The organism is Rhizobium sp. Nf11,1, from assembly GCF_050587665.1.
Taxonomy (GTDB): domain Bacteria; phylum Pseudomonadota; class Alphaproteobacteria; order Rhizobiales; family Rhizobiaceae; genus Rhizobium.
Window position 1 is genome coordinate 31,370 of record NZ_JBOBHU010000012.1, and the last position, 13,984, is coordinate 45,353.

A 13,984-nucleotide genomic window follows, 5' to 3' on the forward strand; every position below is an offset into this window, starting at 1 on the left:
CGTGCACCACCTCCCATGGGCGGATCCGACGAGCTTTCGACCTGGTGACTTTTGTGACGGCTTCCGCGCCGCCCATCATCCCAATCTCGTTGGAGGACTGGCGAGGCGCGCGATCGAACGCTGGGTGATGCGGCTTCCCGCTGGCTGGAGGGCAACTCCCGATCGTCCTGGCAGCACTCGCCGGGAAGTCTGTCCTCGTGGTCAGCCCGACTGGATCCGGAAAGTCCCTGTGCTTTCAGATCCCTGCCCTTTCGGAAAGGCTGCACGCTAGTGATTGGTCCACTGAAGACACTCATAGCAGACAGTATCCGGACTTCTCCGAAAGAAAATTCCCGCGACCGTCGTCAACAGCGCTCTCCGAGGCGCAGGAATTCCCACGGGTGTCGTGCAACCTTCGATGTCCGAGCTCTCGACCTTTGTCCGCTATCGGAAGACGCTGAAGGGGATCCGAGGATCTTCTGGCGAAACGGCGCGTCTCGTTCCCTGTTCTGCAGGCGCTCGTCTCCGCCGAGCCGGATTGTCCGCGAGGAGATCCTAAAGTGCATGGACATCGGTGCGCGGTGATGTCCTCTACCATGTTCGGCCTCAATGCTTCGGGCGGTGATCACCCTTGTCGCCCTCGCCGGGCTTCGCATCATGCTTCGCCTTGTGACGCTTGTCGGCAGAGAGCGAGCGGCCGACACCGACGCTCTCGTTGAATTGCCCCTTCTCGTCGCGACGAACGTAGCGCTTGTCGCTTCCGGTGTCGATCATTTCACGCTTGGTCATGAGATCCTCCATTGATTGGAAGAGGAAGAACGCGTGGGATTCCAAAAAGATGCCTGGGCACACTGGCGCTGGATCGGATTCTCCATGACGGGCGGGAGACTTCCCGCAGAACAGGACCAAAAGTCAGCCGCCGCAACCCTGAAAAGAATCTGAATCTAATTCTGAGGACGATTCCCTAAGGCATTGAAAAATGATTCGTTTCGAGTCGGAACGAATCACCTTCGCACGTCTTTGAGTCGCGACTTAGTGATTCGGAGGATGCGTCCATGGCATCGGGACATCGCGCGCAGTGGAAGGGCTTCTTACGGTTTGGGGAGGTAAGCTGTGGCGTGGCGCTCTACACAGCCGCCAGCACGTCCGAGCGCATCACATTCAACACCATCAACGCGAAGACAGGCAACCGGGTCAATCGCGTCTTCATCGATAGCGAGACCGAAGAGCGCGTGGAGCGGGATGCCCAGACGAAAGGCTTCGAGATAGATGACGGCCAATACATCATCATCGACCCCGAGGAAGTGGCCGCGACGATTCCGGAAAGCAACAAAACGCTTGAAGTGCAGGCGTTCATCCCCTGCAGCGAGATCGACGACATCTATTTCGACAAGCCATACTACCTAACACCGGACAAGATGAACGCTGACGCCTTCGTTGCCCTCCGCGAGGCCATGAAAAGGTCCAAGGTCGCCGCAATTGCGCGTGCCGTTCTCTTCCGGCGAGTCCGGACGGTGCTCATACGCCCGCACGGCAGGGGCTTGATCGCCACTACGCTCAACTACGACTACGAAGTCCGCTCCTCGAAAAAGGCTTTCGAGGAGATGCCGAAGCTGAATATCGAAGGCGAGATGCTCGACCTTGCGAAGCACATCATTTCGACGAAGAGAGGAGAGTTCGATCCGGCGACATTCGACGACCGGTACGAAGCCGCCCTGGCGGAGCTCGTGAAGGCGAAGCTGGAAGGCAAAGCGCTTCCGAGGCCGAGGAAGGTCGAGGTCTCGAAACCGAACGATCTGCTGGCCGCCCTTCGCGAGAGTGCCGGGCTTCTCAAGGCTGGCGCGGCCGGAGGCAACAAACCGAAACGCACTGCCGCCAATGCCAACAAAGGCAATGGTCGGGAGCGCGCTGCGCGCGGAGTGGCCTCGAAAGCCGCCTCTTCCGGAGCTGCTCCGCGTCGCAAAGCAAGCTAACAGGAGATCGCGGCTATGGCTCCCTATTATTGGAAAGGGTATCTGAAGCTATCGCTCGTCACATGCCCCGTTGCGATGACACCGGCGACGTCGGAATCCGAGAAGGTTCGCTTCCATACGCTGAATAAGGCGACCGGGAACCGCGTGGTTTCGCGGTATGTCGACTCCGTGACTGGGAAGCCGGTCAAGGACGAAAACGAGGCCAAGGGTTACGCGCGTGGCGAGAATGACTATGTCATCCTGACCGAAGATGATCTCGACCGGGTCGCGCTGGACACCGTGAAGACGATCGACATCGAGAAGTTCGTGCCGGCGGACTCCATCGAGTGGACCTATCTCGAGAAGCCCCATTACCTTATGCCTGACGACCCGGTTGGCAACGAGGCATTCGCCGTCATCCGTGATGCCATGAAGGCGGACCAGGTGTTCGGCGTCTCGAAACTGGTGATGGGCCGCCGCGAACGCGCCGTCATCCTGGAACCCCGCGACGAAGGAATTGTTCTTTGGAGCCTGCGGTTCGGCGACGAGGTGCGGCCAGAGGATTCGTACTTCGAGGATATAGACGAAGATGCGGATCCCGACCTCGTTCCTCTCGTCGAGAAGCTCATCAAGCGGAAGTCGGCTCACTGGTCGCCGGAGATGGCCAGCGATCCGATCCAGACCAGCCTGCTCAAGCTCATCGACGAAAAGAGGAAGGCGCTGAAGCCGAAGAAGGCGGTCAAGGGCAAGGCGCCTGGGATCGCCCCCTCGTCAAACGTCGTCAACATCATGGACGCTCTCCGGAAGAGCCTCGAAGCCGATCTCAAAGGTCGGAAGGCAGGATGATCTCATGCATCTGACGAACACCAAAGTTGCCCACGAGAACGGAGGCTGGCGCGTCGACTTCCTTGGAGACGATGGCGATGCGGTTACCGTTCATGTAGCCGATGCCGCCTACATCGACGAGGAGGCTGCGGTCGAACGCGCACGCGCCATCATGGTGCAGTTAACGGCGTTCGGCACCCGGGGCGGTGGTCGAAGCGTGAACACCTACGATGCCGCGAGCAACGGGAATTTCGACGACGAGCTGCCCCTTCTCGATACTCGGCACTGATCACCCCGCCCGCGCCCCTCTTCCAATCGCATTGCGCGGGCAATCCGAAGAACCGCTGTGGTCACACTCAGCTCGATGCGTTGGCCTTAGCGGCTTCGATCTCGCTCAACTGCCATTTCCAAAGGCAAAAAAGCTTGTCCTCCGATGGCGAGACACCGGCGGCGTCCAGAGTCCACTTCCGCTCCATCGCCTTGAAGAAAATTTCATTCTCGCGTCGTTGCAACTCTTTGGAGTCCAGACCTTCGAACATGTGAATCCTTTCATGGTTGCATTTGTGTGCTCTGGCAATGAACTGGCAATTGATGGTGGTTCGCAATCGTGGGGGACGTCAACAAAGAAATGTCCGATCAGAGGTGCCGGAGTTCCTCTCCAGATTACTTGGAGTTCGCCAACCGGCAGCCCATTGACGCGCGCTCCTTCCAATCCCATCTGCTCGCCTATGCCCCGGACGAAGACGAAAACGAAGGAAGGCGATGATCCCGAGCTGATCAGGGAGTGGTCACTTCCCGTGGAGGCGACGCTCGGATCGGCTGTAAGGGTGAAGGGAATCCTGCAGGAAATCCGTTCTCGCCTGCCTCCCGCAGTCAGGAAGTCGCTGGATATGCAGTCGAGCGGGCTTACCCTCGTCATGCCAGAGATTTCCAAGACTGCGTTCCGCGCGACCTCGTCGATGGTGTCCGACGCGCTCCGGGAGATCTCAGGCCTTCCCATCATCCCTCGCGAGATTGAGGACATTCTGGGGATTACGGCTTCTGAGAGGAAGCGGTGGTTGGAGGACGGCCGGCTCCCAAGCGCTGGAACTCGAACCGTCAGGCTTCAGGGCCGAGCGCGGCGGATCACCTTCCACGTATTCGATCCGCGGGTTGTCGAAGACCTGCTCGATCGCGGTGCCGTGGAGGAATGGCGCGAGGAAGACGCGGCGGCGAAGGCAGAAAACCGGAGGCGTGCTGCGCACCAGGCGAAGCTGACGCGTTCGCTGAAGAGAAAGGAGAAAGTCAAAGCGCCTGATCCGAACGCTGACGATGCTGCGACTGGGTTGAGCGGTTGGGACGAGTTTGGAAGCGAAGGCCTGCTGCGGTAGGATTGATGGTCGCCGCCTCGGCGAATGACCGCTGGGTACCGTACTTGGTAAGGAACGTTGATTGCCACCCACGTTGCGATATGGTGTGCTCGGAAAGCAGAACGATGCTGTTAGGAGCTGGTGTGACGGCGATACGCGCGACCTGAATGGCCGTGAGACGGTCCATTCTTGGCGGAGGGAGGATGGCGAGCCATGGAAACAGCAGAACTACGATATAATTGGGCTGATCCCGACGTCTACGAGACATTCATAGGGCGCTGGAGCGAACATCTGGCAAGCCCATTTCTCAGCCGCGCCAATGTTGCTCGGGGCGATCGCGTGCTCGATGTAGCATGTGGGACGGGAGTGTTGTCGAAAGCACTGGCCGAGGCGGGAGCGCATGTGATCGGTGTTGACGCATCGGAGGGATACCTGGAAGGAGCTCGTCGTCGACGATCCCACCCCAATATCGCATATGAACATGGCGATGTCCGGCAACTGCGGTTCGACGCCAATTCTTTCGATGCGGCAGTTTCCACCTTGGCCTTGGACGTTATCCCGGAAATTGAACAGGTAGTTGCCGAGATGAAGCGCGTGACCCGTCCAGGCGGCGTGGTCGCGTCCGCTGTTACTCAGTTCTTTGGTGGCATGCCCGCCTTCGACCTCGTCATTAACACCGGCGCCGTGCTTGAGACCGACTTCGCAAGGCTGAGATCCATGCGGGCGGGGCGCCAGCTCTTCTGGCCGGATGGTCAGGCGACGTTGTGGCGGAAGATCGGCCTCGTTGACGTGACCGAGATTCCTATTGTCGTGGATTGCGAGTATGCGTCCTTCGCGGACTATTGGGCCACCTTCACCGCCGGCCCAGGCAGCACCACAAGCACATTGATGGCACTTTCTGACGACGCCCGCGGTTCGATCGAACAGCATGTTCGTGCTGGGTATCTGGTTGGATTGCCCGATGGACCCCGGTCATTTCCTATGATGTTCCGTATCGTGCGTGGCTTGGTCCCAGCTTGACACTGGAGAGCACGCATTGGGGCCTGCGCCGGCCCGGTGTAAGCGGCACGATCGTTCCTCGGCGGCCGAAAGCTGCCAGGCCGCAGACGGCCCGAGTTCGGGCAGTGCGCCAAGTACGGCCAACGTCCCCTCGTTGGCGCCAAGCTGCCTAATGGAAATCCCTGCCCTTCACCTTCAGCGTGTCGATATGCAGATCTCTGACAAAGATATCTCGCGGCTGCTGCGGCACTGGCTTCGGCCTGTCCCGTGAATCTGGACTGCCCGGCGAGCCATGCGCGAACTCGTCTCCCCTGCCCGTCGGCAACTTGAATTCGCTGTCGCGGTCGGCCAGACTCGACAGATCGCCAGAGAGGTCGAAGAGCTGGTGCGCGACGAGGTGCACGACATCCCCTTCTCGCTGAATCCGGCCATTGATGGCCATCATGGATGATCCCAGCACGATGCGGCGGCGCCTTTCGAACAGGGAAGGCCACACCACCAAGTTTGCAGGCCCCGTCTCGTCCTCGATGGTGATGAACATGACCCCCTTTGCCGATCCTGGCATCTGTCTCACCAGGACGAGTCCCGCCGTCATCAACCAGCGACCATCCGGCGCGTTCATGGCCTCTGAGCAGGTGACGATGTTTCGTTGCTGCAGGTCGCGGCGAAGGAACGTGATCGGATGCTCGCGTAGGGTTAGGCCGACGTGGCTGTAGTCTTGGACAACGTTGTGCCCTTCGGTCATCTGCCGTAGATTGACTTCCGGCTCCTGTTGTTCGGGGATCACCCTTGCCTCGCGCTCGGCAGCGGCAGCAAACAGCGGCAGGGGCTCGTCACGGAGCGCTTTGATGGCCCAGATTGCCTCGCGCCGCTGAAGCTTCATTGATGGCAGGAACGCGTCCGCCTCCGCGAGCTGGTTCAAAGATTCAATGGGCACGCTCGACCGCCGCCAGACATCATCGACACTTTCGAACGCTCGGTTCATGCGGGCCGCCACGATCCGCGCCGCATCGGCGACCGCCAGTCCCTTGACCATCCGCATGCCCAGCCGGACGGCATGATGGTCGCCATCGCCGATGCGCTCGAGCGTGCAGTCCCAGCGCGAATGATTGATGCACACGGGGCGAATTTCGACACCGTGGTTCCTCGCGTCGCCTACGATTTGCGCCGGCGCATAGAAACCCATCGGCTGCGAGTTCAGGAGCGCGGCGCAGAACGCATCCGGGTAGTGGCGTTTGATATAGTTTGACGCGTAGGCGATGAGCGCGAAGGAAGCTGCGTGGCTTTCCGGAAAACCGTAGGAACCGAATCCTTCGAGCTGGCTGAATGTACGCTCGGCGAACTCGGCCGAGTAGCCGTTTTTGATCATCCCGGAAACGAGCTTGTCCTTGAAGCGGCTCACCCCGCCTGTGAACTTGAAGGTGGCCATCGACTTACGGAGCTGGTCGGCCTCGCCACCCGTGAAGCCGGCGCAGACCATTGCGACCTTCATCGCGGATTCCTGAAAAAGCGGGACCCCTAGCGTTCGCCCGAGAACCTCTTCCAGTTCCGGTGTCGGATATTCAGGCTTCTCCTTGCCCTCGCGCCGACGAAGATAGGGATGCACCATATTTCCTTGTATCGGGCCAGGCCGGACAATCGCGACCTGGATGACGAGGTCATAGAAGGTCTGAGGCTTCAGGCGCGGCAGCATGGACATCTGCGCCCGGCTCTCGATCTGGAAGGTTCCCAGCGTATCGGCCTTGCGGATCATCGCATATGTCGCCGGATCCTCCTGAGGGATCTTCGCAAGGTCGAGATCCTCATCCTTGTGTTCGCGGATCAGGTCGAATGCCTTGTTCATGCACGTCAGCATCCCGAGCGCGAGCACGTCCACCTTCATGAACTTGAGCGCCTCCACGTCGTCCTTGTCCCACTCGATGATCTGTCGATCCTTCATCGTGGCGGGTTCGATGGGAACGAGGTTGTCTAGTCGGTCATGGGTGAGGACGAAGCCGCCAGGGTGCTGTCCAAGATGGCGGGGGGCACCCATGAGCTGCCGGGCGAGCTTCAGCGTGAGCGCCAGACGGCGGTCGTTGGGATTGAGATTGAGTTCCCTGATGTTCCGGTCAGGCAGTTCTTCCGACCACGACCACATCCCGGATGACAGAGCCTTGATCACGTCCTCGGGCAGACCCAGGGCTTTGCCAACGTCCCTGATCGCACCTTTTGCCCGGTAGCGGGTTACCGTCGAGCAGAGGGCGGCCTTGTCCTTGCCGTAGGTCTTGTAGATCCACTGTATGACCTGCTCGCGGCGTTCGTGCTCGAAGTCCACGTCGATGTCAGGCGGCTCGTCTCGCTCTCTCGAGACGAAGCGCTCGAACAGCAGGTCATTCGTCTCCGGGTCGATGCTGGTGATGCCGAGGATGTAGCAGATGGCAGAGTTCGCGGCCGATCCCCGCCCCTGGCACAGAATACCCTCCGAGCGGGCGAACTTCACGATCGAGAAGACCGTCAGGAAGTATGGCGCGTATTTCATCTCCTTGATCAGATCGAGTTCATGCTTGACCGCCCGGAGCACCTTCCGTGGCAGGCCTTCCGGATATCGATCCGGAATGCATGCGCGGACATAGTGCTCGAGCGACTGCTGGGCAGTCATGCCGGGGACAATCGCTTCCTCCGGGTACTGATAGGTCAGTTCCTCAAGCGAGAACTTGCAGCGTTCGACGATCTCCATGGTGCGGGCAAGCGCTTCCGGGTAGCGCGGGAACAGGCGCTCCATCTCCTCCGGTGGCTTGAGGTATCGGTCTGCATGGCGCTCACGCTCGAAACCTACCTCGTCAATTGTCGTGTTGTTGCGGATGCAGGTGACGACATCCTGAAGCTGACGGCGCCTGGGTTCGTGAAACAACACGTCATTGGTGACGACGGTGCGAACCTTGAACTTCGAGGCGAGGTTCGAAATCTCATGCAGACGCAATTGATCGTTTGGCCGGCGGCGGAGCGCGAGCGAGACGTAGGCCCGATTGCCGAAGATCTCCGACATCTTCCTGAGCTGGACTGCACAGATCTCGTCCGGGAGATCCGGCACCAGGATCCCGATGAGGCCGTGCGCGTACAGGCCAACGTCATCGAGGTGAAGGATGCAGTTATTCTTCCCGCCTCTGCCCTTGCCGAGCGTGATGAGGCGCGTCAGTCGCGAGTACGCCGCCCTGTTCGTCGGGAAGACGAGGATCGACATCCCGTCCTGCAAATCCAACCGACACCCGACTACAAGTCGGACGCCCGTTGCGCGCGACGCTTCCAGGGCGCGCACGATCCCTGCGAGGCTGTTGCGGTCGACGACCCCTAGGGCATCAATCCCAAGCTCCTTGGCGGTCGCGAACAACTCATCGGCGCTGCTTGCGCCCCGAAGGAAGCTGAAATGGGTCGTGACCTGGAGCTCGGCGTACTTCATGCGAAGATCCCGTGAATGAACCACTTGTGGGAACCAGTCTCTGGATCGATGCCGTCGCCGGAGCGGAACACCCAATAGCGCTCGCCAAGCTCGTTCTCGATAACAAAATAATCGCGGACGGCGTCGAGCTCGCTGTCGCGCCTCCACCATTCTCCGAACACGCGCTCCGGGCCATCTGCGCGCTTCACCTTGTGCGTCTTGCCCCGCCACGTGATGCTTCGGGGCGGATGGTCGGGCAGAAGGGCAATGGCGGTGATTTGGTCCGGGCGGTCGAGCAGCCGGACGGGTCTCCGCCAATGATGACTCCAGCTCTCCTCGATGTCGGCAGCCGCTGGAGCTACCCGGGCGACGCTGCGTTCCGGGACATCCGATGCCAAGGGTGTGACCCGGTAGACCCGCTGGCCGCGGTTGCCCAGTATGTCGATCAGCGGGGTGATGTCGGTCATATCCTCGTCGACCAGCGAAGACGATTTCTGCTCCTCCTCAAGCGGCTCCGAAAGAATGGCAATGAGCGTCAGCCTCTCAATACCGAAGCCCGGCTCGATCTTCTCGGTGCGATCCCTGAACAGCTTCGTCAGCCATGCGACATCGCGCGCGGGCTTGGCGGTGCCGGCACGGATCGCCTGTCGGGTGCCGTCGACCTTCTCGACAACGAGATCGGTGCGGCGGACACCGAGATCCTTCTTCTGCAGTTCTGCGACGAGCTGGACGACAAGATGTCCGACATACTTGTTGATGGTCTCAGCCGCTCCGATCGGCTCTGCAAAAGCTCGGGAGACCTCCACCTGTTCAGGATCGCGAATGGGATCGATGGGTTCGGAAAGGCGGCCAAACATCTGGTCGAGCCGCCGCCCGATCTCCGGGCCAAATCGAAGCGCGAGTGGAGCGCGGGCCGTGTTCGCAAGCTCGCCGATCGCTCGGAAGCCAAGCGTCCGCAGATCGCTGACGATCTTCTCCGGGAGTCGGAGCAATGCGATCGGAAGCCGCTCGACCGCCCTGGCAGTCTCGCCACGGGGTACGTTGACAGTCTCGCGGTTGATCGCACGGGCGCAGGCGTGAGCCGCTCCCCAGGTATCCGCCACGGCGACACGAGCAGTCAGCCCCTTCGCGCGGAACTGGTTGGCGACGCGGCTGAGCATCGGCTTCTCCCCACCCTTCAGGTGGTCGGCGCCTTCCGTGTCCATGACGATGCCATCGATCCCGTCGACGGCGACAATTGGCGAATAGACTGTCAGCGCCCACAGCGCAATTCGTTCAAGCGCAGCAGCATCGGCGGCAGGATCCGCATCGACCAGCATCAGGTTGCGGAACATCGCCTGAGCCTTCGCCGCAGCCATCCCTGTCCGCACTCCGACCTTCCTCGCGGCATCATCCGCCGCGGCAACCCAGCGCTTGGAGCCGGACTTCGCGATGACCGCGATTGCCTGCTCAGGCGGAATAGAGGGATCGGCGCGACGTATTCGATCGGTCGCCAGATCCGGGAGATAGATGGATACGACCCTTGTCATCGCAGGCTCCAATTTCAAACTCAGCACACTCGCCCGCACGCGATCTCATCAATTCAAGCAGCCACCTTGCCCTTCCCACGCCGGGAACCGGGAGATCCTCTGACGGCAGCACACTGACCCGCCATCTCGTGGTCGACGCGGTCGGTTGGCCGAAATCATTCGCCTCCGTTTGTCGCCGCCAGCGTCTTACCGCGATCGCCATCGTGCCAGTCTTCTCCGCCGCGAGCTGCAGACGACGCGAAGCCGTCATCGGGAGGCGAACGAGTTCCCCAACGACCGCACCCAGACCGCCGTAGGAAAGACATTCCTCCATGCTCGCGAGTACGTCCTCCTCCTTGTCGCCTTCGACGAATACGACCCGCTTCGGATGAAGACCCGCCTGCGCCAGCGCTGGCATAAAAAGGTCGGGTCTCGTGAGGCACCAGACGATCTGTCCCTTCGTGCGAGCCGCTACTCCTGCAGCGAAGAGGGCTGCGGCGGAACCGTCCACGGTTCCCGAGCCGCCTCCCGCGAATTCATGCAGTGCGCCGTGAGCGAGGCCACCTCCCGGGAGCACGGCGTCGATCTCGGGCACACCGAAGGACAGGCAACCCACTCGCTTCGCTGTGCCGCCGCTAAGAGCAGCGATGCGTTCGCGCAGGTCAGCGAGGACTTGCTCGCGGGCAGCCGACATCGTTTGCGAATCCTTCCGAAATCGCGATGAAAAGGGACGGCTTTACGCCGTGTTAATGCAGATGTTCTCCGTATGTTCCTTTGCGAGGGCGACGTCAAGATGGGCCGAAATAGGAATATCGTCTCACAATTTCAGTGAAGCCTAAGATTCTCCCGATGAATCAGAGACGTAGGCAAAGCGTGTAAGTCAGCGACTTTTCTTTAAAAAATATGGGGAAACGGAGTTGATGGGTCCCCCGCAAGTCTCCCAACCCGCAGCCAACGGAGCTGCTCGCTAGCTTTCCTGAAACCGAGCTACGAGATCAATCAGGACAGCGTCGGATCCAAGACATTCGGCGCAGCTGCCTAATGCATCTTCATCGAATTCGTCCTTGCTCCTCGATTGGCGACAGCAATCACACACGACTGCTCCCCGGCAGGAAAACCGCGGCGGAGCTATGATCTCAGTAGTCGGAATTGCCACCACGTGTTCTGGACGTTTTGGCATCGTAACCTCCAATAGAAGACGAGATGGAGGTCGGGGCATCTAGTTTCAAGATTTCGCTGGAGGCGCAGTTGGCAGTCATCGACGGGGCGGCTACGTTGCCATCCGGAACGACCGCGGAGTGGCTGACGTGTGCAATCTCTATCGCATGGAAGACAAGGACTGGGTCAGGAAAGGGCGATCGATGCAGAGAGCATGATCAACCTGATGCCTGCCTACCAGATGAACCCGGATCAGATGGGTCCAATCGTTCGAAACACGCCCGATGGCCGCAAGCTGCTCGTCCACGGTCGATGGGGCCTGCCCTCCCCCCTGTTCGTTCAGAAAAAGGCAGCCGAGGACCGCGCGGCCAAGCGGAGGGCAAAGGGCGAAGCGGTCGACCTCGACGAACTCATCCGGATGGAGCCAGACCGAGGCGTCACCAACGTACGGAAGCTCGATCTGCCGCACTGGAAGCGGTGGTTCGATGTGGGGCACAGGTGCATCGTCCCGGTGACGTCGTTTGCGGAGCCCGATCCCGCCAGCCAAGAACCCGGCGGCAAAATTCCGAACGCATGGTTCGGCCGAGACGAAAGCAAACCGCTCATGTTTTTTGCCGGAATCCACGTACCGCAGTGGAAGAGCGTCCGCAAAGTCAAAGACGGGCTGACAACTGACGACCTCTATGGATTCCTGACTACCGACCCGAATGATGTCGTCAGGCCGATCCATGAAAAGGCGATGCCCGTGCTGCTGCTGACCAAGGAGGAGACAGATATCTGGCTGTCCGCACCATGGGAAGACGCACGGCACCTTGCGCGCCCGGCGGCGAACGACGCGATAATGATTACGTCTCGTGAAGCGTACGGCTCCAGCGTCGTCTCCACGGAAGGGGAGACATTGCAGGCGAACTTTCTTTAGCCAGCCTAGCGAACGCGTTTCGTGAGGCTGCGGCGCTTCGGAAGCGGAGTCAGTGCCTCAGCAGGCTGCCTTTCGCTTTGATCGCGACGCCCTTGCTTCGCACGGAAGTTCGAACGTCCCGCGCCAGATGCCGGCATGTGCGGATTCGGCAGCAATCTGATCTGCTCTGAAAGCGCCTTTCGAATATCGCACCCAGTCGACCGCCCAACCCTGTCGGACCATCCACGAATTCACGCTGGTCCCGTCCGCTCTGACGCAGTCGGCAACGACGCGGCGGTATCTGTCCGTGTTCCGCGCCTGACAACGGGTCGGGCGCGATTTCGCCAGGAAGTCATCTAAGGCGAAAGCCGCTTCCTTGCCACAACGGTAGGGCTTCCTGGCGGAGTCCTGGCATACCTGCCAACTCTCCGGCGCATCTACGCCATTCAGCCTGATCCGCCGGGCGGCGATCTCGATGGTGTCGCCGTCGATAACCGACGCGCGGCCAAGCAGTTGCTCGGCTTCCGCCGGAATTGACATCGATCCCCATGCGATCAGAAGGAGAAGCAGTAGACCAAGACGTTCGGGCATGCGTCACTCCAATATAGCTTCGTCGCCCCTCGCGGCGACCATCCTGTTCGTGGCCAATCCCACTCCCATTTACATGTAGATCGTCAGTGCGACGGTCTATCGTCCGCAAGGATTCGGACGAAGCGCTCCACCTCCCGACGGCGATTGGTGTCGCAGGTTAAGCCTAGTAGGTTAAGGATCGGATTGATCACGCGAGAGTAATCCTGTATGGGTATTGCGGGCATCAACCTTGCTTCCGGACCGAGATTGGAGGGAAGCGGCATTGCCCCGGATGCCTGGCCAATCGATATCCGCGAGTGGGCTGAAGGTTGCCGAAATCCTGGAGCGCACGTTATGTCATCAAGAAAAACAAGGGAATTTCTCATTGGCGGAGACATGCCCGTCAACCGGGTTGCGTTCGGCGCTATGCGTCTTTCTGCCAACGGATTTCGCGGCCCTGCGAGAGATCCCGAGACGGGTCGCGCAGTCCTGCGGCGGGCGGTCGAGCTGGGAATTAACCTTGTCGATACGGCAGCCTTCTATCATAGCGGCGACAAAACTGTTCGCGCGAACCGGTTGATACACGAGGCGCTGTATCCCTACCCCGCAGACCTCGTGATCGCGACCAAAGTAGGGCATGTTTTTGATTCGGAAGGCAACCATCGGACAGCGACAGGCGCCGATATGCGCCGCCTGATTGAGGAAAACCTCGAGGACCTCGGCCTGGATCGGCTCGATCTGGTCTATCTCCGAATCGGTGAAATGGCTCCGCCCCATGGCCAGTCCCTTGCCGAACGTTTCGAGGCGCTCGCGGCGCTGCGCGAGGAGGGCCTGATCCGTCACCTGGGCCTCAGCAATATCGACAGTGACCACCTTGCCGAAGCGCGCGCAATCGCACCGGTCGTGGCAGTGCAGAACAACTTTCACATTGCCAAGCGCGGAGACACCGCACTGTTGGCCATTTGCCAGGACGAGAATATCGCATTCAGCCCCTTCTTCCCTCTCGGTGGAGGAATTGCGAACATCGACAATGGACGCCTAGCCAGGATTGCGAGTCGACACGGAGCAACCAGCAACCAGATCGCCTTGGCCTGGCTTCTGGCGCTTTCCCCGGTGGCGATCGCAATTCCCGGAACGGGATCGATTGCCCACCTAGAAGAAAACACGGCCGCCGGCGACATCGTCTTAACACAGGAAGACCTAGCCGAGCTCGCCTGACCCATGAGGTGTTATATCTCTAACTAGCGGGTGGTGTGGCCGGTGGCCACACTGCTTGCTTCGCAGAAAATGCTGCGTATGGGGGTATTTCCAATTGACCATCGAGATCGCTG

The 13,984-nt window shown here is 60.2% G+C and carries 13 protein-coding genes and 1 pseudogene; 8 read left to right on the forward strand and 6 right to left on the reverse strand.

Going from position 1 to position 13,984, the window contains the following annotated elements; genetic code table 11:
- Positions 1-197: 197 nt before the first annotated feature.
- On the forward strand, positions 198-440 hold the full coding sequence (locus ACQ7C1_RS18480; protein ID WP_430959353.1) for a hypothetical protein: 243 nt from the start codon (positions 198-200) through the stop codon (positions 438-440).
- Between the two features lie 145 nt (positions 441-585).
- Here the strand turns inward: ACQ7C1_RS18480 and ACQ7C1_RS18485 are convergent, their stop codons facing one another.
- Entirely contained in the window at positions 586-768 is a 183-nt protein-coding gene (locus ACQ7C1_RS18485) for a hypothetical protein (protein ID WP_183907977.1), read from the reverse strand.
- Positions 769-1,034: 266 nt separating this feature from the next.
- Here ACQ7C1_RS18485 and ACQ7C1_RS18490 point away from each other — a divergent pair, with 266 nt between their 5' ends.
- From ACQ7C1_RS18490 to ACQ7C1_RS18500, 3 genes are read left to right on the forward strand one after another with little or no spacing between them, the layout of a single operon-like run.
- The gene (locus tag ACQ7C1_RS18490; RefSeq protein WP_430959354.1) at positions 1,035-1,952 is read left to right on the forward strand and encodes a Ku protein; all 918 of its coding nucleotides are present in this window, start codon (positions 1,035-1,037) and stop codon (positions 1,950-1,952) included.
- 15 nt (positions 1,953-1,967) lie between these two features.
- A complete protein-coding gene (locus ACQ7C1_RS18495; protein ID WP_430959355.1) occupies positions 1,968-2,777 on the forward strand; it encodes a Ku protein in 810 nt (269 codons plus the stop codon).
- Between the two features lie 4 nt (positions 2,778-2,781).
- Positions 2,782-3,045 carry a hypothetical protein gene (locus tag ACQ7C1_RS18500; protein WP_127431606.1) on the forward strand — a complete coding sequence of 88 codons (264 nt, stop codon included), beginning with the start codon at positions 2,782-2,784 and terminating at the stop codon, positions 3,043-3,045.
- Between the two features lie 67 nt (positions 3,046-3,112).
- On the opposite strand, the gene ACQ7C1_RS18505 is transcribed toward ACQ7C1_RS18500, so the two are convergent.
- Positions 3,113-3,295: a hypothetical protein gene (locus ACQ7C1_RS18505; RefSeq protein WP_430959356.1), complete on the reverse strand. Its 183-nt coding sequence runs from the start codon at positions 3,293-3,295 to the stop codon at positions 3,113-3,115.
- A 189-nt stretch (positions 3,296-3,484) separates the two neighbouring features.
- Between ACQ7C1_RS18505 and ACQ7C1_RS18510 the strand changes: the two genes are divergently transcribed.
- Together ACQ7C1_RS18510 and ACQ7C1_RS18515 are read left to right on the forward strand one after the other, a co-directional pair.
- The gene (locus tag ACQ7C1_RS18510; protein WP_430959357.1) at positions 3,485-4,126 is read left to right on the forward strand and encodes a hypothetical protein; all 642 of its coding nucleotides are present in this window, start codon (positions 3,485-3,487) and stop codon (positions 4,124-4,126) included.
- 192 nt (positions 4,127-4,318) lie between these two features.
- Positions 4,319-5,125 (forward strand): class I SAM-dependent methyltransferase, encoded by an 807-nt coding sequence (locus tag ACQ7C1_RS18515; RefSeq protein WP_430959358.1) that lies wholly within the window; start codon positions 4,319-4,321, stop codon positions 5,123-5,125.
- 148 nt (positions 5,126-5,273) lie between these two features.
- Here ACQ7C1_RS18515 and ACQ7C1_RS18520 read toward each other — a convergent pair whose 3' ends face one another.
- Genes ACQ7C1_RS18520 through ACQ7C1_RS18530 form a run of 3 tightly spaced genes read right to left on the reverse strand, consistent with a single transcriptional unit; the run spans position 5,274 to position 10,721 of the window.
- The gene (locus tag ACQ7C1_RS18520; RefSeq protein ID WP_430959359.1) at positions 5,274-8,540 is read right to left on the reverse strand and encodes an error-prone DNA polymerase; all 3,267 of its coding nucleotides are present in this window, start codon (positions 8,538-8,540) and stop codon (positions 5,274-5,276) included.
- Complete coding sequence (locus tag ACQ7C1_RS18525; RefSeq protein WP_430959360.1) at positions 8,537-10,048, reverse strand: Y-family DNA polymerase; 1,512 nt, start codon at positions 10,046-10,048, stop codon at positions 8,537-8,539. The genes ACQ7C1_RS18520 and ACQ7C1_RS18525 overlap by 4 nt, the downstream gene beginning before the upstream one ends.
- Positions 9,969-10,721 carry an ImuA family protein gene (locus ACQ7C1_RS18530; protein WP_430959361.1) on the reverse strand — a complete coding sequence of 251 codons (753 nt, stop codon included), beginning with the start codon at positions 10,719-10,721 and terminating at the stop codon, positions 9,969-9,971. Before ACQ7C1_RS18530 ends, ACQ7C1_RS18525 begins: the two co-directional genes overlap by 80 nt.
- Before the next feature lie 613 nt (positions 10,722-11,334).
- On the opposite strand from ACQ7C1_RS18530, the pseudogene ACQ7C1_RS18535 reads away from it, so the two are divergent.
- A pseudogene (locus ACQ7C1_RS18535) lies at positions 11,335-12,104 on the forward strand (SOS response-associated peptidase family protein).
- A gap of 57 nt (positions 12,105-12,161) precedes the next feature.
- Here the strand turns inward: ACQ7C1_RS18535 and ACQ7C1_RS18540 are convergent.
- A complete protein-coding gene (locus ACQ7C1_RS18540; protein ID WP_430959362.1) occupies positions 12,162-12,674 on the reverse strand; it encodes a thermonuclease family protein in 513 nt (170 codons plus the stop codon).
- Positions 12,675-12,881: 207 nt separating this feature from the next.
- Between ACQ7C1_RS18540 and ACQ7C1_RS18545 the strand changes: the two genes are divergently transcribed.
- Positions 12,882-13,871 (forward strand): aldo/keto reductase, encoded by a 990-nt coding sequence (locus ACQ7C1_RS18545; protein ID WP_430959363.1) that lies wholly within the window; start codon positions 12,882-12,884, stop codon positions 13,869-13,871.
- Positions 13,872-13,984 lie beyond the last annotated feature (113 nt).